This is a genomic window from Paraburkholderia adhaesiva (assembly GCF_021390575.1).
GTDB classification, from domain to species: domain Bacteria; phylum Pseudomonadota; class Gammaproteobacteria; order Burkholderiales; family Burkholderiaceae; genus Paraburkholderia; species Paraburkholderia adhaesiva.
Window position 1 is genome coordinate 1,106,327 of record NZ_JAJEJQ010000002.1, and the last position, 22,156, is coordinate 1,128,482.

At 61.4% G+C, this 22,156-nt stretch carries 23 protein-coding genes; 3 read left to right on the forward strand and 20 right to left on the reverse strand.

Going from position 1 to position 22,156, the window contains the following annotated elements; all coding sequences use genetic code 11:
- Positions 1–27 precede the first annotated feature (27 nt).
- The 10 genes from L0U80_RS20595 to L0U80_RS20640 all read right to left on the reverse strand — a co-directional run bounded on the left by L0U80_RS20595 (position 28) and on the right by L0U80_RS20640 (position 10,078).
- Entirely contained in the window at positions 28–291 is a 264-nt protein-coding gene (locus tag L0U80_RS20595) for a DUF2635 domain-containing protein (protein WP_233869243.1), read from the reverse strand.
- Complete coding sequence (locus L0U80_RS20600; RefSeq protein WP_233869246.1) at positions 288–899, reverse strand: hypothetical protein; 612 nt, start codon at positions 897–899, stop codon at positions 288–290. The genes L0U80_RS20595 and L0U80_RS20600 overlap by 4 nt, the downstream gene beginning before the upstream one ends.
- Positions 899–1,420, reverse strand: a complete 522-nt coding sequence (locus L0U80_RS20605) for an HK97 gp10 family phage protein (protein ID WP_233869249.1) — start codon at positions 1,418–1,420, stop codon at positions 899–901. Before L0U80_RS20605 ends, L0U80_RS20600 begins: the two co-directional genes overlap by 1 nt.
- Positions 1,417–2,118, reverse strand: a complete 702-nt coding sequence (locus L0U80_RS20610) for a hypothetical protein (protein WP_233869252.1) — start codon at positions 2,116–2,118, stop codon at positions 1,417–1,419. The genes L0U80_RS20605 and L0U80_RS20610 overlap by 4 nt, the downstream gene beginning before the upstream one ends.
- A 14-nt stretch (positions 2,119–2,132) precedes the next feature.
- Positions 2,133–2,471: a hypothetical protein gene (locus L0U80_RS20615; protein ID WP_233869254.1), complete on the reverse strand. Its 339-nt coding sequence runs from the start codon at positions 2,469–2,471 to the stop codon at positions 2,133–2,135.
- Positions 2,472–2,503: 32 nt separating this feature from the next.
- Entirely contained in the window at positions 2,504–5,065 is a 2,562-nt protein-coding gene (locus tag L0U80_RS20620) for a phage protease (protein WP_233869257.1), read from the reverse strand.
- Between the two features lie 135 nt (positions 5,066–5,200).
- Positions 5,201–6,733, reverse strand: coding sequence for a hypothetical protein (locus tag L0U80_RS20625; RefSeq protein WP_233869259.1), 1,533 nt, complete (start codon positions 6,731–6,733; stop codon positions 5,201–5,203).
- Positions 6,730–8,397 carry a hypothetical protein gene (locus L0U80_RS20630; protein ID WP_233869261.1) on the reverse strand — a complete coding sequence of 556 codons (1,668 nt, stop codon included), beginning with the start codon at positions 8,395–8,397 and terminating at the stop codon, positions 6,730–6,732. The genes L0U80_RS20625 and L0U80_RS20630 overlap by 4 nt, the downstream gene beginning before the upstream one ends.
- The gene (locus tag L0U80_RS20635; RefSeq protein WP_233869264.1) at positions 8,394–8,918 is read right to left on the reverse strand and encodes a hypothetical protein; all 525 of its coding nucleotides are present in this window, start codon (positions 8,916–8,918) and stop codon (positions 8,394–8,396) included. The genes L0U80_RS20630 and L0U80_RS20635 overlap by 4 nt, the downstream gene beginning before the upstream one ends.
- A gap of 614 nt (positions 8,919–9,532) precedes the next feature.
- Positions 9,533–10,078 (reverse strand): hypothetical protein, encoded by a 546-nt coding sequence (locus L0U80_RS20640; protein WP_233869267.1) that lies wholly within the window; start codon positions 10,076–10,078, stop codon positions 9,533–9,535.
- A gap of 449 nt (positions 10,079–10,527) precedes the next feature.
- Between L0U80_RS20640 and L0U80_RS20645 the strand changes: the two genes are divergently transcribed.
- Positions 10,528–10,704 (forward strand): type II toxin-antitoxin system HicA family toxin, encoded by a 177-nt coding sequence (locus L0U80_RS20645; RefSeq protein WP_308444875.1) that lies wholly within the window; start codon positions 10,528–10,530, stop codon positions 10,702–10,704.
- Positions 10,701–11,039, forward strand: coding sequence for a type II toxin-antitoxin system HicB family antitoxin (locus L0U80_RS20650; RefSeq protein ID WP_233869271.1), 339 nt, complete (start codon positions 10,701–10,703; stop codon positions 11,037–11,039). The genes L0U80_RS20645 and L0U80_RS20650 overlap by 4 nt, the downstream gene beginning before the upstream one ends.
- A gap of 37 nt (positions 11,040–11,076) precedes the next feature.
- Here the strand turns inward: L0U80_RS20650 and L0U80_RS20655 are convergent, their stop codons facing one another.
- On the reverse strand, positions 11,077–12,087 hold the full coding sequence (locus L0U80_RS20655; RefSeq protein WP_233869274.1) for a tyrosine-type recombinase/integrase: 1,011 nt from the start codon (positions 12,085–12,087) through the stop codon (positions 11,077–11,079).
- A 773-nt stretch (positions 12,088–12,860) separates the two neighbouring features.
- Between L0U80_RS20655 and L0U80_RS20660 the strand changes: the two genes are divergently transcribed.
- Positions 12,861–13,592 carry a DNA adenine methylase gene (locus tag L0U80_RS20660; RefSeq protein WP_233869277.1) on the forward strand — a complete coding sequence of 244 codons (732 nt, stop codon included), beginning with the start codon at positions 12,861–12,863 and terminating at the stop codon, positions 13,590–13,592.
- 128 nt (positions 13,593–13,720) lie between these two features.
- Here L0U80_RS20660 and L0U80_RS20665 read toward each other — a convergent pair whose 3' ends face one another.
- From L0U80_RS20665 to L0U80_RS20705, 9 genes are all read right to left on the reverse strand, one after another.
- Positions 13,721–16,378 (reverse strand): toprim domain-containing protein, encoded by a 2,658-nt coding sequence (locus tag L0U80_RS20665; protein ID WP_233869280.1) that lies wholly within the window; start codon positions 16,376–16,378, stop codon positions 13,721–13,723.
- Complete coding sequence (locus L0U80_RS20670; protein WP_233869283.1) at positions 16,372–17,628, reverse strand: hypothetical protein; 1,257 nt, start codon at positions 17,626–17,628, stop codon at positions 16,372–16,374. Before L0U80_RS20670 ends, L0U80_RS20665 begins: the two co-directional genes overlap by 7 nt.
- 42 nt (positions 17,629–17,670) lie before the next feature.
- Complete coding sequence (locus tag L0U80_RS20675) at positions 17,671–18,612, reverse strand: hypothetical protein (protein ID WP_233869286.1); 942 nt, start codon at positions 18,610–18,612, stop codon at positions 17,671–17,673.
- Positions 18,613–18,644: 32 nt separating this feature from the next.
- Positions 18,645–19,595 (reverse strand): phage Gp37/Gp68 family protein, encoded by a 951-nt coding sequence (locus tag L0U80_RS20680; protein ID WP_233869289.1) that lies wholly within the window; start codon positions 19,593–19,595, stop codon positions 18,645–18,647.
- Complete coding sequence (locus L0U80_RS20685; protein WP_233869292.1) at positions 19,592–19,963, reverse strand: hypothetical protein; 372 nt, start codon at positions 19,961–19,963, stop codon at positions 19,592–19,594. The genes L0U80_RS20680 and L0U80_RS20685 overlap by 4 nt, the downstream gene beginning before the upstream one ends.
- 174 nt (positions 19,964–20,137) lie before the next feature.
- Positions 20,138–20,596, reverse strand: coding sequence for a hypothetical protein (locus tag L0U80_RS20690; RefSeq protein WP_233869295.1), 459 nt, complete (start codon positions 20,594–20,596; stop codon positions 20,138–20,140).
- Entirely contained in the window at positions 20,593–21,045 is a 453-nt protein-coding gene (locus L0U80_RS20695) for a hypothetical protein (protein ID WP_233869298.1), read from the reverse strand. The genes L0U80_RS20690 and L0U80_RS20695 overlap by 4 nt, the downstream gene beginning before the upstream one ends.
- A gap of 28 nt (positions 21,046–21,073) precedes the next feature.
- Entirely contained in the window at positions 21,074–21,730 is a 657-nt protein-coding gene (locus L0U80_RS20700; RefSeq protein ID WP_233869301.1) for a hypothetical protein, read from the reverse strand.
- Between the two features lie 235 nt (positions 21,731–21,965).
- On the reverse strand, positions 21,966–22,151 hold the full coding sequence (locus L0U80_RS20705) for a hypothetical protein (protein ID WP_233869304.1): 186 nt from the start codon (positions 22,149–22,151) through the stop codon (positions 21,966–21,968).
- Positions 22,152–22,156 lie beyond the last annotated feature (5 nt).

Below are 22,156 nucleotides of genomic sequence, written 5' to 3' on the forward strand. Positions count from 1 at the left end.
TCCTGTTGGCGCCCGGCGGGCGAAGGGTTACCCGTTGTCGGGGTCGGGCGGCTGTGGTGTGGCCGACGTGACCGCCTTCTTTGAAGCGGCCCGCGCGGCCTGCGGAGCGGCGGCTTTCGCGGCCGGCTGTGTCTGCGCTGGTGGCTCGCTCACGTCGATATCGCCGTCGCGCTCGCGGCGCGTCCAGTAACCGTTGCGCGTGACGGTCTTGCCGGCTTCAGGCAGCCTGCCGGAGCCGTCCGGCAGCCATACCACGCGCCCGGGTTTGGGCTTCACAAGGATCCGGTTCATTGAGTGCTCCCTGGCATGTTGGCCTGCATCTGCAGGTCGGGTTGACCTTTCGAGTAGTCGGGTTTGTCGCCCGCTTCGCGCAGCCAGTCGTCATGCACGACGGACGCACAGAACGGCGGAATGTCGACGTCCGTAAAAAATTTCTGGAACGGATTGATGCCGACCGGATCTACCACGTCCGGCCGGAGCCACTGCGTGGCATCGAACGGCCCCGCCGTGCCGGCCAGCTTCACCCAGCCGTACGGCGCCTCGATCTGCATGCTCTGGTCGGCTGCACCCAGCGTGATGCCGAGACCTTTTACGCCCTCGAGGTACGCGACGAGCTCGTCGAGCATGCGCAGCTCGACCTCCTCCACATCCGCGCCCGTCCGGCCCTCGGGCAGTAGCACCTCTCCGACGACGAGAAACTCGACCGCCTGCATCGGCCAGTCGGCCTTCGGGCGTCCGGCCGACACGATGGTGTAGACGCCCCGCCTTATGTCGTCGAGCGGGCGCTTCGCATAATCGAGCACTTCGCGCGTGACGATCCGGCGCGGGAATGTCTTCGCCAGTCCGTCAGCCAGCGCCTGCAGGTACTGGCCCTGCGCGCTGCGCACTTCGACAGCCATTACGTTCTCCCTCCGAGGGTGAGCCGGCCGACTGCGAGGCGTACGAGCTCATGCGTGCGCGGAATCGCCTTCTGGGCTGCGCGATCGGCGAACGGATTCGCCTTCGTGCCGTGGGCCTTGATGTGCCACTGCAACGCCTTCGCGGTGGCCAGCACGTCGCCTGCACCGGCGTGGCTTGTCGACCGGAACCGGCCGCCGCTCGCATTCAGCCGCTGGCGACGCGCCCACGCAATCAGCGGCTCAAGCGGGGGCATGTAGCCCGCCCGCGTGCCGGTGTGGACGTACTGCGCATACGGCGCTTCGGGCGCGACGGCGTAGCCGAGTGTCGTTTCCCGGCGCGCGCGGATCGAGCGCTGCAGGACGCCCCCGGCGGCGGGCGCTTCGGCTTTCTCGATGCGCACCGTCTCCTGGGCGGCTGCCCAGAGCGCCGAAGCGACTACGCGCCGCGCCACGTGTGGCAGCGCGCGCAGCTCCTGCAACGTGCGCTGCGCATCGACCACGATCTTCAGCGTGCTGCTCATGCGGCCACCCGGTTGATGCGCATGTCCCACTCCGTGCGGAACTTCTCATAGAGCGCGGACATCGTCTGGTTGCGCGGCGACGCGTTCAGGCCATCGCGCATCCTGCCCGGCTTCCAGGCGTCGCGCAGCGAGATCTCGCGCAGTGCTTCAGTGACCGCGCGCAGGAGCAGGAGGTCGCGGTCCTCAGGACGGATCGTCGTGCCCGTGGCGTCGTCACCGATGACGTGACGGGCATCGTACGAATAAGGGAAGGTCACGCCAAAGACAATGAGGTGTTGTGAGGTAGGTCCCGGCGAAAAGCGAAGTAAGCGTTGCGCTGGAACGCCCGTTTCGAGCAGCTCGACCACCATGGGGTGACGCAGCGCGCGCGGCAGGTTCCAGGGCTCATCCCGCGCTGCCTGACGCCCCCAGTCGCTGCCAATGTACAGATAGAGGTCGTCTGGTGCCGGGTAGAGGTTGACGCCAGCCTGCAGCGCGAGCTGTCCATACATGTGGCGTTGCCGATAGCGAGAGAAGTCGAGCGCGGCGATGTTGAGCATCCGCGACAGATTCTCTTCTTTCGTCGATCCGGTTGGGCCGGCCGCCTTCACGGCCGCTGCGATATCCTCGTCGAACGCCGACGTGCGATCCGCGTTGAAGATTGAGATCGCATCGTGCAGCGCCGCTTCGAAGTCGGCGGTGAGGTCGGCGCGGCTCATGCTTCCCGACATGCTCAGGCCGCGGCGCGCTTCAGTTGCTCGGCGGCGACAGCGTCCAGCACGCCCTTGCGGGGCGTCTGCGCAGCGGCTTCGCGCTTTTCGAGTTCGGTCAGCTCGTCGCCGGACAGGCCAGACAGTGCCTTGCGCACGTCGTCCACCGTGCGCGCAAGCAACGCGCCGAGCTTGTCGGCCGTTCCGGTGCCGCTATCCGCCGGCCGTGCAGCAGGCACCGCTGCCGCCTTTGCGTTGGGCACGAGCGAGGCATCGACTTCCCGGGTTTCGTGTGGGGGCACCATCGTCGCACCGATGTGCACGTACTTCGGCGAATCGTTGTAGTACGCGATCGTTTTCAAGGCTTTCTCCGGAGATGTGCTCGGTCAGGCGCTCAGCGATTGCTGAACGAATAGACGAGCACAGAGGTCATGTACTTCTGCAGCGGCTGCGGAATCTTGATGGCGTTGTACTCTTCGCCGTACGCCTGCAGCTTGCCGACCGCGCGACCCGTTGCGGGATCGACCGCCTGGAAAGGCTCGGTCATCGACCACGGCTTAGTGACCACGTAGCCGAGCAGGTTGCGCTGGCCGATGAGAATCCGCTCGTCTCCGAGATCGATGTTTGGCGCATTCGTGCCGTAGGCCGGCACACCCTTGATGGACTGCAGATCGCCCTGCTTGTCGGTGTCCGTGCCCGTCTTCTGCATGAAGGCGTAGAACTGTTCCGCGTTCGTCGCCGTGTCGTTGAGCGTGGGGCTCATGAGACAGTAGTCGGGGGTGACGAAGCGCTGCGAGTTGAGCATCGCCTTGCGCGCGCCGAAGGTCTGCAGGACCTTGTTCAACTGCTTTTCCTGGGTCGATCCGTTCGGCACGTCGAGGTCAACCTTGGCGATGTTTGTCGCACTGGAGTACGACATTGTTCCAGCGGCGCCGGCCGCAGCTGCACCCGTTTGATCTACGAGCTGGACATAGCCGAGATTCACGTTGACAAGGCGGTAATACAGCCCGGCATCCTGGGTGCCGCTGCCGTCATACGGGGAAACATCCTCGCCGCCGATCTTCAACGTGACCGGATTCTGCGGGTTCGACACGGCGTTGCCGGAGAGATCATAGGCCTGATATGGCCGTACGATCGGGAACTTTGCCGTCTTGATGAGCCCGGATGCGTCGGGCTGGACGGCTTCGTCCGTTACGTCGGCCGCGAGATAGGCATCCGACGCACGCTGAAGCTCGTTGGTGATGCGTCGTGCAATGCGCTCGCGCATGATCCGCGAATTCGACCAGATATTGCGAGCCATTGCATCCCAGTCGAGCGGGCCATTCCGCGTGAAATAGACCACTTCGTTGGTGATCAGCAGGCCAAGCTTCATGGGAAGCACATACGCGAGATCCATCTTCTGGTTGATCGACGCGCGCGGAATCGGTGAACCTTCGAATACGACCCCGTCCCCGTACAGCTCGCTCGTGTCTCGCTCTTCATACGGAATCTGCGTCGTCGCCGTCGCGTTGAAGTCGGTCAGCGTCTGAACCAGCTCGAGGATGTTGAGATCCTGCAGCGCCTGACGGATCACTTCGCGCTGGAAGCCAACCGGCAGATTTGTGCGCTGCATGTCAGTCTGGTACGGCAGCGGACCGCCGCTCGACAGTAAGCGGACTTCTGCATCGACCTCTGACGCATGGTTCGCGTCGAATTGCGCCAGCACCTTCGTGATGAACGATGAGGACTGGTCGGAGAAAACGAGGTCACGGTTACCGGTGCGGCGCAACTGGTCGCGATATATATCGGCGAGACGACGCGAGCTGTCGTCGACAACCTGAACGCGCACATTGCCGGTCGGCGTCACAAACCCCATATTCGCAAGCTGCCGTGCGGCAACGAGGCGATTTCCGCTCGCGATCTGTGCCTCGGCGAGCTTGCGCACCTGCTCAGGCTTCATTTCTGCCGTGACGAGATCCTTGATGTTTTCAAACAGCTCGCGACGTAACGCTTCGTCGATTCCGTTCGCGCCATCGATCGTTTCCTGCAGTTGCCGCACATTCGCAGTACGGCGTTCGACAAGCTGACGCATGCCTTCTTCGCGCTGCTCGTGCGTCTCCGAGAGGATTCGGCGCACGTCTTCTTCGGTGAGCGTCGAACCTCCCACGTTCGCTGCAGGCTGACCATCGCGTGCGCCGCCAGTAGGTGTTGGCTGCGCCTCGGCGAGCGTCTTCACGCTGCCTTCGAACCGCTCGATTAGCACCGTAGCCTGTTTTTCATCGGTGACGGGCTTCAGCGACGCTTCGGCGAGCGCGATGAGCTGGTCGGTCGCGATCTCGGAAAGCTTGCGCTCTTGGGCAAACTTGCGCAGGCGCTCGATCAGTTGTTTCCACATGTTCGTGATCTCGGAGAGAAGAATGGATTGGGCGTCGTTCTGCAGTAGCAGCGGGCCGGCATGCTCACTCGCAACGTCTTCGGCCAGCATGATGGGCTCGAGGTTCTTGATGACTGGGCGCACGGTGAGCCCGGCGCCCAGCATGACGGGCCCGTGAGCGTCACCCTTTTCGTTATCGCGCCAGTTTTCGGAATACTCGAGCGAGAGATAGCGAAAGCCGCGCTCGCGAACAGCCTGACGCCCGAACGGCGTCCAGTCGAGTTGCCCGCGCAGACGATCGCCATCGATGGCGAGCTTCAATACTTTTGCTGCAGCGCCATTGCTCGGACAGTGCGCAACGTCGATAAAGATGTCCTGCCCGACGACGCCCGCCTCAAAGTTGGCGATCATGTCCTGCAGCATCTTCGGCGTGATGGTAAATGTGCCGTAGCGAGGGTCCGTGAAGGTACCCGTACGCGTGAGCGTGACCCACGATCCAGAGGTGGTCGACAGTTCCTCGATGGCGCTGAGCACGCGAATCGTTTGGGCTGTTCCTTCGGACAGCTTGATGACGCGCGGCTCCGCCGCGGCGCGATGTGACATTGCGACTCCTCGAAAAAGTGATCCGGCGACGGCGCCAGGCGGGTGCGAGGCGTGAACCCCGCCGCCGGACCGGGGTCATCGCCGTCGAGTTTCGAAGAGCAGCAACACGAAAAAAAGGGGGGGATTTTGGGTAGATCACCCGCTGGAAATAGCCGTTGCGCTCTCGCCTTTCGATGCTCCGCCTTCCACGATGCGTACCACGGGCTTTCCGGTCGGTGCGGTCGGTTGTACCGCGTTCGGTGCCGGCGGCGCGACGCCTTTCGTCGCGGCGCCGTTGGGGGCGTTAGAATCCGCGCTGCTCGGGGCCTGTCGCGACTTGATGTAGGCCGCGTTGAGCCCGACTTGTTCCCAAATGACGTCCTGCGGTACACCGAGCGCCTGCAGCTTGAGGCCACGATCTGCAGCCTGATTCGGCGACTCGGTGCGACGCTCGGCAAAGACGACCTTGAAGTCGAAATTGTCGGGGTTCACGCCCTGCAGGAGTAATTGCAGCCGGAAGCCTTGTTCGTACGCGAAGCTGATCGTGTCCTGCAGCACGTCGACCTCATCGAAATACTGTGTCGTGAGGTCTTCGAGAATGTCGCGGTTCAGACCTTCCGTATAGCCAGCAAGGCCCTTCGGCAAAGGTGAACCTGAAAAAAACGTGTCGAGCAGATGCACCACGTCGCCGATCTGGTCGAGGTTGGCGTCGCCTTGAAGTGCGGTGACCTGCCCTTTCCTGTTGAGGTAGAAATCGGTGGTGATCTCACCGCCCCGGCTCTCGACGTCGGCGCGGTACCGCTTCATGTCTTCGTCGGACGCGCCCTCAAGCACATGCGAGAAGCGTAGCGGCGCGCGCTGGTCGCGACGTATGACAAGATCCTCTTCAGTCATCGCGAGCTTGCGCCATGTCGTGCGTGCGGCGTCGAGATACGGCCTGCCCATGCATCCCATATCGTCGAAATTGTCGGGATCGAAACGCACGAGCAGCAATTGCCAGAGCGCGAACCGGGCACAGATGGTGCCGGTCACCATGTCGATCTGGTGATACGCGTCGTTCACGTCGATGAAACGGCCACTGACGCCTACGTTTGGCGCAATCGTCTCGCTGGGCATCCGCACGCCACCGACGATGTTCATCGTGTCTTTGTCGAAAACCCACTGATACGGCAGATTGCCCTCCATCAACAGTCCGCGCGCATCGCTTTTCAGCTTGTCCATGCGATTGAGCTGTAGGGCACGCTGAAAACGGTCCCACTGGCGCTGCAGGCGTGGCGACGGCACCGCCATTTGCAGGGTCAGGCCACCCTTCACGATGTCGCGCGCGACGCGTGAATGAATCTGCTTTACCCGTCCGTCGGTACGGTCCATCTGTCTCACATCGAGGATTGCCTGCCGGAGGGACGGGTCCGGGTACATCCAACGGTAGAGATAGCGCAGGCGGTTTTCCGGCGTGACGCGTAGCCCCTGCTCCGTTGTATCTGTCGCGGCGGCGCCCAGCTGAGCGTCTGGAAAAACGCCAGACTCCGGCGCAAACGGATTGGTACCGGCCGGCGCTATCAGGGTGCCGCTCGAGCGTTGTGCCGCAGCGGCAGGCACACCAACGTCGCCAGTGTCGCCAACGCCAGTCATGGCGCTCGAGGCGCTACGGCCACGCAGGCGGTTCCAGATGTCTTGTATCGGATTCATTGTGCAATTCTCCCGTAGGAGCCCATGCCCGCGGGCGTGAGCGCTGAGCGCAGCATGTCAGCGCGCGACACTGCCCGCGCGATGATGATCGGCGGGATAGCCTCCGCGCCTCGCGTGGTCAGCGCCCAGACCCCGGCGCACGCCGCGTCGAAAAAGTCATCACCGATCTTGGGGTTTGCCATCTTGTAGCTCTGGTAACTGGCTGTGCGGTTGGCCATCGCCTTGATGTTGCCGAGCTGCCGGGTGAACAGCCGGAAATCGGCAATCGTTGCGGTATCGACGGCGACCGCGCCTGTGCGCCAGTGCGGATTGGCGTCGGCCGCCGCGCGCATGATCTCGCCGTCATCGTCGAAGAACGGTATTGCAGCCTGCTCGTTGTGGAACGCTGCGCGCAGCGCGCCCGCCATCGAGTGCTTCGTCATGCCCTCGAAGCGCAACGGCGCCAAAGGCCATTGCGACCATGTACTCGCGGTACTCTCGCCGTCTCCGATCGTGCGGCGATCGATCTCGGTAAGGCTTTCGCGGTATAGGTCATCATTCACAGACGTGAGCATGCCGACACCGTACGCATCGCCGATTGCATACTCGGGCCGGAAGTAGCGCCACGCACCGACAAGATCGCGACGGACCACGTTGTCGTCCGTGCCCGCCGCCCAGCTGCGCACGAAAGGAAACGTGACGAAGTTGCCAATTTGCTCGCAGACAACGAGCGCCGAGCGTGAAGCGTGCGGATTTTCGCCATGGCCCGAGTGGTCATAGCCGAACGAAATCAGGCCGCGCTTGCGGTATTGCATGCCCGGCAGCGGCTCGGCAATCTCAAGCGAAGCTTTGAGGCCGACCGAGCGCGCGCTACGGATGTAGGTCTCCCAGATGAGGTTTCGCGCGCTGACGTTCTTGCACAGAAACTGCCGTACATACTCGCCTTCGGGCAGTTGAGCCTGCATATCGAGCATGAACTGCTCGTTGAGGATGCCGAGCTCGATGCCCATGTAAACGTCTACCGCTGGCAGCAGATGGTACTGCTTCGAGTCAATCATGCTCTGAATGACGTCGGCGCCCTTGAAAACTCCCGTGATTCGTACCTGGGGTTTGAACGCGACATCGCGCGATACACCGAGGCGGCGCGCTGAGCCAAGCATCGGCATGAAGCGCGAAAGCAGGCGATCGGCGGGCATATCGTCGACCTCTTCGACGGACGCGAATGACAACGCGTCGCCGTCGATCTGGCTCATGATGCCGTAGGCGAGCGCCTTGCTGCCGTTCACGAACTGATAGCGCGTGTCGCTCAACTGCTCGCGGCCGCTCCGGTAGGCGATGTAGGCCTTCAGGATCGGCGATCGGCGTATGGCGTCGAGGTGGTACTGCAGATTCGTTTGCGACTGCTGCTGCCGTGGTGCAACGATTCCCACTTCCTGATGCGGGTTCAGCGCGTTGAAGCGCAACGCGTACATCTCCTTTACAGCGGTCTTTCCGGTGCGGCGACACGACACGTCGATGGTGTTCGGGTGTAGATCCATCTCCAGGCACTTCAGTACCTGCATCGAATCCAGCTCGACGCCGTGAACGTGCTTATGCCAGAGTCCGTGATCGTCGCGATAGCGCATGATCTCGACCTCAGCATTGTTCGATACCTGGATACGCTGGGCAGCTGAGATGCGGGTCATACGTCTTTGGCCTCAACGTCAATGACATCGCCACCATCTTCCCGCATGACGTCCCGATAGACAGGATCCGATTCAACGCGGGCACGCGCGCGCGACATCTTTTCTCGCAGCGATTCGATCGCGCTGAGCTGTCGTTCGCGATATTGCGCGTCGGTAAGCTGTGGCGCGGCATCGGTTTGCAGTTGACCGAGTAGACGCGGCTCATCTTCGGCCGTACGCATCGTCATGCCCATGTCGCTGAGCGAAAGGTTGTTTTTCGATAGCAGATCCGCAAGCGGTTTCAGGAGCGGGTGGGCGCTGATTTCCATGATCCGCTTCATCTCGCCGTCTTCCATGTATTCGGCGAGGTGAAAACCGCCTTCCTTATCGAAGTCAAAGCACGGTCGCGAGATTTTCACGCCGTCGGCGATCACGGTTTGCACCAGTTGCTGCAGGATCGCCATCAAGCTCGCCTGAAAGTCGGCGTACATCGAGCCAAGCACTTCCGGCCGCTTCTGATCGAATGCGGCGTGGTGGAGCATAAATATTTCGGTCTGCTTGACGCAGGCTGGCTGTGCTGAGCAATACGTGCGACTCACCTCGCAACTCGCGCAGAAAGCGTAGCCGTCGGGCTTCGCCGGAAAATATCGTGCCGTCCTCGCGTAGAGACCATGCTTCATCGCATTGAAGCGCGTGCGCCTGGTCTCTTCCGGCGTTGGGTGACCGGCCAGATTTTCGGTCACAGCCGCCTTTCCCTCCGCAGTGCGCGGCCCGGTGGCTCGCGTCCAGGCCTTCAGCAGGCCCCGTTCCCACGGCGCCTGCTGTGCCTCCTCGTCACAGATGGGGCACGGGCAGAAATAGCTGTATGGGTGGTGTTCGAGATCTGGAGCATCGTCGACGCGGTGCGGCGCCGCCTTGAATTCATGGCGACAACGGGCACAGCGAAAGGTGACCTCGCTTAGTTCGGAGGGCGCCTTCGCGGCGCGTGATTTCGCAGGCATGGGAACGGCCAGAGAGTGAACTGGCCCACATCATGCGGCGACCATGTGCCTCAAAAAAAGGGGGGGAAATTCTGCGGGTGTACTACTTCCCGTCCACGACGGACATGCAATCGCGGCAGTAGAGTCCCCTCGACGGCGGCCCGATTGTCGAGTGGTCACGCCGCATCACGTGGCGAAAAAGTCTGGCGGGCTGTCGCGTGACGCTCGATCAGCTGCCGTAGGTAGGTAACGTCCTCTATCGGCCAATGCATTTGTTCGCGCGCGCGGCGCCGGATCTCCGTGGTGCTGCAACCGTGCTCCGCAAGCTCGGCCAGCCACGCGTTACGCTGGAAACGAAGATAGCTGCGGTACGGACGCATCTCCGGAAGCTGCAGCATGCTGCCTTTCGCCTGCACGTACGGCGAGGCATCGACGAGCCGCCACAATGCGAGAAACACCTCCGCGCCGAGCAAGTCGGCCAGCTCGAGCCAAAACGGCGGCAACCGCATCGCAGCGAGTTCGGCGAGGCGCGGATCGCGGGGCTCTGCCCCGAACTTCAAACCCGTGCAGATATCCTGGTACCCGCCCCCCCCTGGCAGGCGCCGGGGCGCTGTCATCCGACCCCCCACCCTATCTCGTAAGGCTGAAACACCCGTGTTCGCAGCCAGATCCAGCTCGAGCTGTGCGCTTTCGGGTATTGAGTTTCGCTTTTCATCGGTCATGACGGACCTCTACGTGCGGCAGGACATGGATCGAGTTTCGCTTTCTTCGAGAAGGCGAAACTGGGAAGGCAAAGGGAACGTGAGGCCGTTGGGTCTCAGAAAGGGGTCTGAGGAGCCTCGAATACTGACAGGCGGACCGAATCCAGGCCGGATGGTCGCGTTTCATAATGCGGGAAATCAGAGTTTGCCTGATATTGTAACAAGTTTGGGTGATGCACAAACGCCTTACGCCATAAAGGTTTCCGGGGAATGCGAGGGCCCGGCAAGAGGCGTTGTATGGCGCTATTGGATGGCGCAACGCGTGGCGAGAGGCGCGATTGGAGGGCTGCGCGCGCTTGCCTGTGATACTAAAATTTAGTATCATCTTTCGCATGAGAGCCAAACACCAGAAGACGCTGCAGCACATTTTTTCCCGCCCGACGCCAGCGGGAGTCAAGTGGAACGACGCCGTGGCACTCATGCTCGAATTGGGAGCGGAACTGGAGGAGCGTGAGGGTTCACGCGTGGCAATTTTCCTTTTCGAACAGGTGAAGGTAATGCACCGCCCGCACCCCTCGCCGGATCTGGACAAAGGTGCAGTCGCGTCGCTGCGAAAGTGGTTTGAAGACAATGGAGTGAAGCCATGATCAATATCATGCAAATCGGTGGTCAGAAGGCCATCGTCGCCTACGACCCTGAGATTGAAATGTTCCGCGGTGAATTTGTCGGTCTGAACGGTGGGGCCGACTTCTATGCGACGGACGTCGCCGGGCTGCATCGGGAAGGCGAGCAGTCGCTGAATGTTTTTCTCGAAGAATGTAGGCGCCGTGGCGTCGAGCCCTACAAGCAATATTCCGGGAAGTTCGTCATGCGCCTGTCGCCAGGCGCGCACCACGCTGCAGCGACCGCAGCAGCGGCGCGTGGTGTCAGCCTTAATCAATGGGCGGCGGAAGTTCTTGAGCAGGCTGCGGTAGCAGACTGAGACCACGGTCGGAGCTCCCTGCGAGATATTTTGATTTCTACTCGCGCCGAAGGCGTGCAAGCAAGTCGCCAGCTGGCGTCCGGATTTTCGCGAGCGGCCCCGACTGGTCAACCACGCCGGTCTTCTTGCGCAGCGCGAGCGAGGTGTAGATCTGCGTGGTCTTCGGGTCTACGTGCCCCAACAACTCGGAGCGCACCAGCAGGTCGACGTCGTCCTCGGCAAGCTCCGTGCCGAACAGATGGCGCAGCGCGTGCGGATGCAACTGCTCTTCGGGAATACCCGTCTTTTGACCATACGCCTGGATCATGCGCCACACGGCCTTTGCCGACAGGCGTCGGCGCTCTCCGCAGTACTCATGTTCCTGCACGACACGGTTGCACGTGCTGACGAAAAGCACGCGATCGCCGTCCGGCAGCTCTCGGTCGACCTCGGCCAGCCCGTCATGCTCAAGGTACAGCCGGATCACGAGTTCGGCTTCCTTCGGCACAGGCACGAGCCGCTCTTTATTGCCTTTGCCTACCGGCCGCACCACCATCCGCGTCTCGCCGCGATATTCGGTTGTGAGGAGGTGCGACTCATTCATCCTGATAACGTCGGACACCCGCAAACCGCAGCCCACCATTAGCGACAGCATCGCAGCGTCACGGACGCCTATGAATGTGTTGAAGTCTGGTGCCCACATCAGTCGCTCGGCGCTCGAGAGCGTGAACGCGCGCGGCACGCGATAGCCGGTCTGCGGGTAGACGAGATCCGCCGACGGGTCGGCGGCTAAAGCCCCCTCTCGGTGCAGCCAGCGATAGAACTCACGGACGGCCGCAATATACGGCCGGCGCGACCGCGCCGTTACTCCCTGCTTATGCAGCCAGAGGCCGCAAAACAGCTCGAGGTCATCTCGCGTGACGCGACGGAAATCGCGCTCGGCAAGGAACGTCTGCAGCCGCGTGAGCGCGGCGCAGTATGCGTCAACGGTACGTTGCGCCCTCCCCTCGACGTGGCGTTTGTAGTCGGCAAAACGCCGGATCTCACTAAGCATGGATTCCCCCTGCACAAATCATGGCACAGCGGCCGTCGCTCACCGGCGGTCGCCATCCGCGCAGCCCTGCATATCCAATCGACGTCTCCGGACAGGCGCGTGGCAGTTCGACAACGGAAACGCCTTACATCTCTAACGACACCGTCTCATGGGCTCTAAGCATCTGAATTTTCGAATGAAATTCCGTAAGGTATCTAACCTAACATGACCTTACGAAAAATCTTACATGTTGCAACCCATTGATTTTAAAGGGTGTGTATTCGGGTGAGAGTAAGAAGTTTATTTTCTTACATGTTAGGTTGAAGTTAGAAAATTGTTAACGTTGAGACATTATCTCAACCCATTGAATTTCATGGATTAATTGATTGATTCAGTTACCGTGTTAGAGATGTAAGGTCTTTCCGGAGGCCAACTTTTTTAGCCGGTGGCGCTCGGCGGATCGTGACGCGATGTTCATTTGCTGGTCGGCGTCGATGCGGAGCGGCGGTTGACGTTTCCAACGCTCAACGCGATTCGACAGCGTTCAGTGCTATTTCACAACGATCCGCGCGACTGCGAGATCTCATCGTCAGAAATGACGATGGCCGTGGTCATCGTCGGAAGTAGCGATGCTGGCCACCATCGGCGTTTCTGACGATGAAAGATCCGGAGGCTCGGAGGCCTCCATCGTCAGGCCTGGCGATGCTGCAGCATCGCTGCTTTTAGCGATGGGGCACCGCGCCCCTTGACAGCATCGTCATTTTTGACGATGCTGGACATGTCCCCGGATTTACTTCAGGAAGAAGGCCATGCGATACCCCGGCGGCAAGGGCGGTGCCGGCGTCTACCAGACGATCATCAACAACATCCCGCCTCACGACACCTACATTGAAACGCACTTGGGCGGCGGCAACATCTTGGAGCGCAAGCGGCCCGCTGCGCGCAGCATCGGTATCGACGTTGATCCGGAGGTTATCAAGGCTTGGCAGCAGCTCGACGTGCCTGGCCTAGAGCTGCGCCACGGCGACGCCGTGGCCTGGCTGGCGTCCCACTCGTTCACCGGCTCCGAGTTCGTCTACGTCGATCCGCCCTACGTGATGGACGCCCGGCGCGGCGGCAAGATCTATCGTCACGAATACGACGACGACGACCATGTGCGTCTGCTCGATGTACTGGCTGACCTACCTTGCGCGGTGATGGTGTCGGGATACAGCTCAACGATCTATGACAGCTCTCCCTTGGCGTTTTGGAGAACCGTGGATTTCAATGCGATGACGCGCGGCGGCATCGCCATCGAACGGCTTTGGATGAACTACCCCGAGCCGGCTCAACTGCATGATCTGCGCTACCTGGGCAGCAACTTCCGTGAGCGCGAGCGCATTAAGCGGAAGAAAGCCAGGTGGCAAGCGAAGCTAGCCAAGCTCGATCCGCTGGAGCGGGCTGCGATCATGGAATGCCTGCTGGATCTTTCATCGTCAGAAACGCCGATGGTGGCCAGCATCGCTACTTCCGACGATGACCGCGGCCATCGTCATTTCTGACGATGAGATATCGCAGTCGCGCGGATCGTTGTGTTCTAGTCGCATTTATTGATGGAATTCACAGCGGCGCAATAGAAAAGGGGCTGCACACGAGTGCAGCCCCTTCGTGGGCAGAGCGCCGCCGCGCGCTACGGTCGCTGGAAGATCCAGCAGTGCAGCACCTCCGGTATCCGCCTATTGCCTGGATCGCGCGTGCGGAGCCCCGAGCGCACGACCTTGGCGTCGACATACTTGCGGCCCTTGCTGAGCCGCAGGTGCTTCTTCAGTTCGACCAACGGTGGCACCTGTTGTCGACGGTCGCCCGCCTCCTGCACGAAATGCGTGAGGTTCACCGCGATAAGGCTCTGGTCTATCGAGTGGTTCAACCGCGGCTCATCAGGGTCGCCGTTGAGATAGTCAAAGATTTCCCAAAATTCCTGTACGAGCGGATGGTCAGCGCTGATGGCCCGCTGCCGTGCGATCGCGAGCTCAACTATCGTCTGGTGCACGGCCTGCAACCGCTCGGCGGATAGCGGCACGACAAGCGCGAGCGCGTCGACGAGCGCCATCAGCTGGGCGTGATTCTTCGCGATGCGCATACTACGGATCTCGGAGTGCTCCTGCAGGTGCGTCTCGTACTCTGGCGCGCGTGCTTCAAACGTTTCCATGATGGTGGCCTCACGCGCCACTGCGCGTAGCAGGAAACCGCTTACGTCTTCAGGGCGCGTGCGCTCAAGCTCCTCCGCGAGGCGCTTCGTCGCGGGCGTTTGCCCGCTTCTGTCGAAGTCGAGGTGAACAATCCGCTGCAACACCGCTTCGCTGGCCGAGACGGTCGCATTCTGGCTGATGACGATGGCGCCGCGGAATGGTGGTTCACGTGTTTCATTGCCTCCGTTCTTTACGCCGATCGCGCGCACGCTGCGGCCGTTGTATGCGGTCTTCAGTTCGTCCCAATCGAACGATCGGGCCTTCGCTGTGTCTTCGCTGCGGTCTGCCTCGATAAGCACCACGGGCATGCCGGATACCTGCGCAAAATTGCGCGCACGCGCGGCAAGCGACGACTTCGACGGGTCAAATCCTTCGTAGTCACGCCGGCCGAACAGCTTCCACAGGAATTCGATGAGCGTGGACTTGCCTGCGCCCGGTTCGCCTACTACCTCGAGGAATGGGAAGCTCTTGTGCTCCGCGCGGATCTGCTCAGCGAACAGCGATCCGAACCAGAAGGCGAGCGCGACGAAACCCTTTGGGCCGAAGCACTGCCAGATTAGCTCGACCCAGTTGTCGTGAAAGGCCTGCAAATCCCGGTTGATCGACAAGGCTACCGACTGGTTCAGCGTTTTGACGCTCAGCTTCCCGACCTCGAAAAAGTCTTCATCGTTGAGCTCGTGGATCTGGCCATCCTTGATCGCAACATCATTGAAAACGTAGCATCTGTGCTCTCGGCTATAGCCCACAAAATCTACCGTCTGCACGGACTTGATTTCACGCATCTGGCGCTCGAGCAACCGGTCTAGCTGCGCACTGCTGCCGGTATAGAAAGCGCCCGGCGCGATCGCCAGCAAGCGCTTTTTGAACTCGGCCGCTGACGCGATCTGCGCACCTGTGAAGGTGTTTTTTACCGCCGCGCCGCCGTGCGGAAACTCGACGCGGAAGTAGTACCAGCTCTCGTCGGTAAGCGCGTTCGCCTGGAAATAGAGCGCTGTCGGCATGCAGTTGCAGATCGGCACAACAGCGCCCGCCTCGTTGAGCGCGTAGTCACGTTTGCCGTCGGCATCCAGTCCTGGTTGTTCGTCGGCGATATCCCGCGCCTTGTCGTACCGGTCCATGTCGAGCTTGAACCAGTACAGGCGGCGCCCGTGGTCGAACGCAAATTCGCGAGCGTTGTGCCGGCGGTAGATCAGTAGCGCCTTTTCCAGCGGAGTATCGGCGATGAGCAGCGAGCCGTGGTAGCGGTACGTATCGAGATCGTCTGCCTCGAGCCGATCGCGCTGATGTAGGTCGTTCCAATCCAGCTTACCCTTGGGGGGCTGCGGAATCTGCGCCGCAACGCTCTCCCAACCGGCTTCGCGTGACCGCCGCACCCATTTCATTGTGTAGCCGCGCCCCGCACGATCGCCGTCGAGCGCCCAAACGAGGCGTCGGCGCCGCCCTTCGCCGCCTTTCAGCAGGTCGACGAGCGCCTGTTCCGGGTAGTTGTTGCACGAGAGCAGCGCGACGGCGGGAACACCGTGCAGATACAGCGCAATCGCGTCGAAGATACCCTCGACAAACCATATTTCTTCAGCCGTGTAGAGATTCAGAGTTGGGGGCTTCCACCACATCCCGCCATAGCTCCCGCCCGGCTTAAAGCGCGCCTTCTGTTTTCCGAACCGCTCCGGGCGATCAATGAGACGCTCCCAATACGTTCCTGGAAGTCCAAACCGTACAGTCGCTGACCCGATGTTCTTCTTGCTGTCGTGGTAGTACTCCTGTGTGTACCAGCCGCGAACGGCCGCTATGTCGAAGCCGCGGGCATGTTGCATATAGGCGTCGGCCGCGGCATTCGGTTGCGTCTCCGCTTGCGGGTAGCGGTCTGACCAGCTTTCGAACAGATCCGGGTAGAGTTCTTTGACATGTACTTCCCAACCGCATTTGTTGGCCCGGCCGCAGCGGACAACCCAAGGCGTTTCGACACGCGTGAACAGTTCTTTTTTGCCGCATTGCGGACAGACACCCTGCTGCAACCAGGCACCCTCGGCTTTCGATTGAAACTGAAAATCGATGAGCAGGCGTTTGACGATATCGGCGTGTAATGTGGGATTCAACATTCGCCTCTGGGTGTTTCGAGGATGCAACGGCGTGCGGCGGACAGTTCATCGGCCACTGCACGCGCAAGATCGGGCGCGGCATTACCGTACTGGTAGCTGCGCAACGCGTTGATCGCCGCGACGGTGAGCCGATCGCCGACTGGTTGCGCGTCGTGGTCGCCCGCAACTAAAGGTGCGGACTTGGTGCTCGAATCTTCGGGCCGTCCATCTATGAGCGTCGCCCCGGCGTGCGGTACTGCCGCACGGGTGCTCAATTTGCGAATCGTCTTTGCAGCGGCGTGAAGCATCCTGTCTTGTATTTCGGGCCCAAACTCGGGCCGACATGCCAATTGCTCGCACGCGTGCGCCGCTTCCTCCAGTGCCGCATGGCGAATTGCCGCCCGCTCGTCTCTCGAGATTGCTTGCTGGGATGTCGCGCGGGCAGCCTGCCACGCGCATGCGTCACGCCAGATTTGCCAATTTGACCGATGTGCAACAGGATATTCGGCATCGTAATAACGAAACGCCGCACGGCTTTCTTCACTGTCGCCATCCCACGCCGCGCGCTCGTCGGGCTGCGCTGAGGCAACTGGGAAGTACTCGTAGAGGATCGCTTCGACCTCGCGCACATCTTCTATCTTCGCTTGCCCGAGCATTGCGTTCGCGATGATGGATGCGGCGGCCTGAATGTGCTCGTCGGGCTGTGCTGCCGGATCACGCGCCTCCAGTTCCTTATCGATGCAGGCGAGGCAGACGTAACCGCCCATCCAGTCGATACGCAGCGGTGTGTGCTTGTGCTCGCCGCAGCGGGCGCAGTTAGTCGCCTGCGTGCTCACATAGGTGTGCTCGCGCGGCGCTACCGCAGCAGGGGCGACGGGAGCAGCGTAGTTCTCGATCGGCGTAAAGGTGTCAGCCATGTTGCTGTACACCATCACGTCCGATCGGCAGCATGCCGAGCGCCACGCCTTCTGAGTCTTGGTCTCAACCCGCCCGTCCGGGAATTCTTCGCGCGAGTACTCGAAGTCGTATCGCTCGGGCGTCGTGGTGCCACATCCTCTTTCGCATACGAACTCCTCGCCTTCCGCGAGCTTTGGCAATGCCAGTTCTTGCGGCCCTTGCGCTACATCGGAATGGAGAGCGGCATGAGCCTGCCAAGCGTCCACGACATCCGGCGCGTGTCCATGCTCAGCTCTGAACTCATCACGCCATTCGTTGAACTTCTCCATCTCGCCGCGATCAGCGCGGACCTGTTCCAGTTTCTTCGCATCCATTGGTTCATTCCTCATTGCTGTTGCGGTCGCGTGCTTGGCGGTTCACTGAGTGGGTTGAAGTTCAAGCTGCTTGCGGACTGCCGCTGCGCGCGCCTGCGAGCAACCCAAGAACTTGCGGATCTCGGTTACAGTCGCGCGCAGCTCGCCAGTTGTTACGGCCGCCGTGACTCGCGTCACGTCGTCGGCTTGTTCAACGACGGGCAACTTAAGTAACGGCGCGGACTCGGCTGTGACTGGGGCGGATATAGGTATGGCTGCCGTGACCGGTAGTGTGTTACTCCCTTGCTGGGCAGGCGTTACCGGGATTTCAGTCACAGTGCGAGTCACAGTCGCAGGACGCAGGGCGAGTAGCCAACTGAAGCACGCAACGGCTTCGAGCACGCCGGCGAACACCACGCCGGTCACAAGGTCGGCACGGGCGGCCGACATGCCGAAGGCGGTCATGGCGCCGGTTACAGGATCAGCGAGCGCTGCGGTGCGCGCAGCCGCCGCGCGGTCTTGCTCTGCCTCGGCACGGTGCGCTTCTCCCCGCTCGGCATCGATCGCTTCCAGCTTTGCGGTGACGGTCGCGCGCTCGATGCGCAACGCCGAGCACGGCTCGACGCAGCGACGTTCGGTTACGCGAACCAGTCGTGCCAATACATCTGCACGGTCACGCTCAATCGCCCCAAGGTCACGTCCGGTTGTTGTCACGACCGGAACGACGGCGGTACGTAGCTCGCCCGCATGCCTCTGCGCCATGATGAAAAACACGGCGTGCCCGTAGCAGGTGGCGGCGAGGCAACCGCTCCAGATAACCATGCCGACAGCGCGCAAGCCCCTGCCCTGCGGCTTGCAGAGTGCGGGCAACAGATGAGCCGCGGTCACCAGCACGATGCCCACAGCGACCCACAGCGCGCGTTCGACGATCCAGCCACCGCGTTGCCAGCCAGCCACCGCCGATAAGAAAACGGCGGTCGTGGAGGCGCTGGCAGCGAGCAGCAATACCGGGGGCGTCGTGATAACTCGATCGCGGCTCATGACCAGTCCGCCGGGAAGTTGTTGTGCTCGCGACCGTCGAGCAGCCGGCCAGCGGCCTTCTTTCCGACGCGCTCGAGCACCGCGCGTGCACCGAACATCGTAAACTGGCGCGGATAGCCGTAAACCTCATGGAGCGCGACAGGGTCAAAGTCGTAGTCGCCATACGCGAAGCGGCCGGGATCGCCAGAACTGTGCATCCTCGCGGGCGCCCATTCTCCCCATTGCTTGAACAGGAATGGCACGTGGGTGCGTGCGCACTGGTCGCGCAACTCTCGCACCCAACGCGCGCCCATTGGCCGGGCGCCGGGCCCACTCTCTCCGCCGACAATGACCCAATCGATACCTGCGTCGCGCTCATCGCAATAGAACGGCGCCGGTGAAAGCCAGTCGGCATTGAGGGAGACTGGGCCGAGCAGCGGCTCCATCGACAGGAAGCGCACGCGCGCAGGCACGGCCAGTAGTTTGGGTATGTCGCGGTCCGCTTCACCCTGGTTGACGACGGTAATGCCAAGCCAGACGTTAGCTGGCCATCCTCTGCGCCGGCACGTCCAGTCATACGGCAGCATCGCTGCAACGTTGCCGATTCGCTTTGTGAGTATCAGCCAGTCGAGATTGGGCGTGGCCGCGACCAGGTCGAACAGATCAGCACGCCAATCGTCCGGGACGTGGTTGTCGAACACATCGGCAAGCGACGCGCAAAACACCCGACGCCGGTGGCCATGCTGCGCATGAAACGCTTCGTGCTGTGCGTTCCAGCGTATTGGCTGACGCCAGTTCACAGATGACGTCCGATGTCGCTCGGCCTTTGCCCCCCACTGAACACGGAGTGTGCGAGCCGGCGTACTGCATTCGGCGTAGCAATGATCGCAGGCCGGCGAGATCTTAGTACAGCCGATCCACGGATTAAACGTGGCATCGCACCATTCGATGCTCGATTGTTCGCTCATGTCCGCACCCCGAAGCCAATCTCGCGCGCGGCTACACGCAAACCGGCGAGAGTCTCGGCGCCCCCGAAACAAGGCGCCGGTTCCGTATCTTCGGGACCAGTTGTGCGCCAGCAGTCGTCGTCGCGGCCGCGCGCTACGCATGACTGGTACCGCGCCACACGCCCATCTCGCTCGAGCGATTCCAGTGTCTCTCCGACGATACAAGGGCCGGCCGACAGTGCCTTCGCCAAGCGACCACGCGGCAGCCCTGGCGTTCTCTCCAACACTGCAACCAGCTCTTCGGCGAGCACCGCACGATCACGCGTGCGCACCGTCACGCCATCACGCAGTTCAATTTTGTAGCGAGGATTTTTTTTCATTGCTTTCACGATTGCCCCTCCGCGCAATTGGCCTCATGCGCCTCGAAGGCTTTGTTCTCTCTTTGACGCGCCTGACACCATGCAACGATGGGCACTGACAAATTCAGCCCGGTGACTGCACCAACGAGAAACGATAGACAGACGTACAGGACTACCATCAACACTCTCCATTCACGGCAATGGTCAGAACGGTGGATCGTCATCCCCAGCGTCGCCGTCGGGCAATTCATGCTGGTGGGAAGAGCAACCGATTGCGGGAAGATCCTGAATGGCGCGGCGCAACTCGTACGTCCCGATGGGCTGCACACGGATCCCACGCGCTACCGTCAGCGCAGCGGCCTTATCGACAAAACTGATCGCGTAGATCGCTCCATTGCCGAAGAGCTTCGTAAAAGCCTGTGTGGCAGGCTGGCTGCCGATCGCATCGAACGCGGGCACATCGACGCGCACGAATGAGGATCCGCCGAGCGTCTGTTCGCTCACACGGCCCGCAATTCGTTGATGTCCGAAGATTTCTACGATCGCCCATTGCTCAGCCCGGCTATTGTTCTGAGCGGTTTCCGCAGCTTCGCCGACCGCAGCGAAATCGGCGTGGTTCATAGACTCGATCTGGCTTCCCGAGAAGCCGCAAACGCTGTTCATGCTGGTACCTCGTTGTCGGTAATAAAGTCGTGTGTGAACGCCATGCGCGTGCCCTGCGCGCCCAAGAACACCCTGCAGCGACCGCCCCATCCATCGAGCCGCATGCGGCGATGGCTCCAGACAGGATCGGTCGGGAAAATCTCCGTTACGAAGATGCGCAGCAAACGCTCATCGTGAGAAAGGTTGGATCTCGCGATGCGATCGCCCAGCGAACGCACTGCCCGATCAGTCAACGTTCGCGCGTGCAACTGGTCGGCATTGACGAGAGACCACGCCTCTTCCCAGGGCACCGGCAAACGGTCGAGAACCCCGTCGAACGGTCCCCAAACAAGCCGCATGGGTACGGCGAGGGTCGCGCCGTTGCGCGCTGCGAAGAGGTACTGATATGCGCGTGCGACGTGGCCGCCGTCGGCGAGCTCATGGAGCACTGCGATCGGGATCTGGGTCATGGCGTTGATGTTCGATAGCGGTGAAGTCTCAGGCGGCGCAGGCGGCGGGGAACATGCCAAACGTACGATTGAGGTATTCCCGCGCGTAGTGCCGCTCGTCGCTTCCATTTGAGCTGTAGCCGTCGGCGCGCGGATTCAAGAACAGGCTTTCGATTTCGCTTGAGTCCGCGATGAACGCGCGCAGGACGTCCTCTGCGGACTGGCCGTATTGGGCGCATAGCGCTACAAATTCGGGGGGCACGTCAAGCTCGATGCGTTCCGTCTTATCCGCGATGAAGGCACCGAGGTCGCCTGGAATCAGCCCTGCAGGCGCCAGGAAGCCGTCCGGATAGGTGTCGTTGCGCCAGCCCACCCGCTCAAGGTTGCCAGCAGTGCTGACGAGCGCACGGTCATGCTCGAAGATGTCGAACTCAAAGGCCCGGCGCAGGGACTGGTCGAAATACGGCTCGAACCGGTACAGCTTCGCGCCCGGCGCCGAGGGCGTCCGGACACGCATCACGGCGCCAACCTTGCCCGGTTGCAGCCAGAGGCTCGGCCGCGAGCCGATCACCGGGAACGTTTCGCGGCGCAGAGTTTCACCGAGGTAGTCGAAGACGAGGTCTGAGTGACCGTCACTGTTGGAGACTTCGATGAGACGTGTGTTATAGAACGTTTCTTTACACATGGTTATCCCTTTCTTGTTCAACGGAGACTGGGGAAAAGTGGTCGTGTTGCGATGAATCCGTGGTAAACACCGCGACCGTACGCAATCACGAGAAACACACCGATGAGAGATTCAGCTGGCGTTGCCGTCCCGATCGACGAGAGCTGATAAGCGACGATTCCACAAAGCCCCAGAAGCGCCCCCCAGCGCCGTCCACCCTGGGGACTGTTAAGAAGCCAGGGTGCGGCGAGAACGCACAAGGCAGAAACAAACTGCATCAATGCAACCACTTCGGCATCTCATCGGTGAATGGCGTCTGCCGAACGCGCGCAGGAGTATCGACAAAGAAGAGCTGGAAGCGCTCGAGCGCGGTGAATGTGGCTTCTAGCGCGTCATCAGCTTTGACGTGAAACTCCAGGACCCGACCGTCCGGGCGGCGAATGTAGATCGTGAACATTTCCATTGCGA

Coding starts and splice junctions, on each gene's coding strand:
- L0U80_RS20600 (WP_233869246.1), bottom strand. CDS start 899: ATGGCTGTCGAAGTGCGCAGCGCGCAGGGCCAGTACCTGCAGGCGCTG.
- L0U80_RS20665 (WP_233869280.1), bottom strand. CDS start 16,378: ATGTTGAATCCCACATTACACGCCGATATCGTCAAACGCCTGCTCATC.
- L0U80_RS20595 (WP_233869243.1), bottom strand. CDS start 291: ATGAACCGGATCCTTGTGAAGCCCAAACCCGGGCGCGTGGTATGGCTG.
- L0U80_RS20640 (WP_233869267.1), bottom strand. CDS start 10,078: ATGACCGATGAAAAGCGAAACTCAATACCCGAAAGCGCACAGCTCGAG.
- L0U80_RS20610 (WP_233869252.1), bottom strand. CDS start 2,118: ATGAGCCGCGCCGACCTCACCGCCGACTTCGAAGCGGCGCTGCACGAT.
- L0U80_RS20620 (WP_233869257.1), bottom strand. CDS start 5,065: ATGTCACATCGCGCCGCGGCGGAGCCGCGCGTCATCAAGCTGTCCGAA.
- L0U80_RS20705 (WP_233869304.1), bottom strand. CDS start 22,151: ATGGAAATGTTCACGATCTACATTCGCCGCCCGGACGGTCGGGTCCTG.
- L0U80_RS20635 (WP_233869264.1), bottom strand. CDS start 8,918: ATGCTCCACCACGCCGCATTCGATCAGAAGCGGCCGGAAGTGCTTGGC.
- L0U80_RS20680 (WP_233869289.1), bottom strand. CDS start 19,595: ATGAGCGAACAATCGAGCATCGAATGGTGCGATGCCACGTTTAATCCG.
- L0U80_RS20670 (WP_233869283.1), bottom strand. CDS start 17,628: ATGGATGCGAAGAAACTGGAACAGGTCCGCGCTGATCGCGGCGAGATG.
- L0U80_RS20625 (WP_233869259.1), bottom strand. CDS start 6,733: ATGAATCCGATACAAGACATCTGGAACCGCCTGCGTGGCCGTAGCGCC.
- L0U80_RS20630 (WP_233869261.1), bottom strand. CDS start 8,397: ATGACCCGCATCTCAGCTGCCCAGCGTATCCAGGTATCGAACAATGCT.
- L0U80_RS20690 (WP_233869295.1), bottom strand. CDS start 20,596: ATGAACAGCGTTTGCGGCTTCTCGGGAAGCCAGATCGAGTCTATGAAC.
- L0U80_RS20695 (WP_233869298.1), bottom strand. CDS start 21,045: ATGACCCAGATCCCGATCGCAGTGCTCCATGAGCTCGCCGACGGCGGC.
- L0U80_RS20605 (WP_233869249.1), bottom strand. CDS start 1,420: ATGAGCAGCACGCTGAAGATCGTGGTCGATGCGCAGCGCACGTTGCAG.
- L0U80_RS20660 (WP_233869277.1), top strand. CDS start 12,861: ATGCGATACCCCGGCGGCAAGGGCGGTGCCGGCGTCTACCAGACGATC.
- L0U80_RS20650 (WP_233869271.1), top strand. CDS start 10,701: ATGATCAATATCATGCAAATCGGTGGTCAGAAGGCCATCGTCGCCTAC.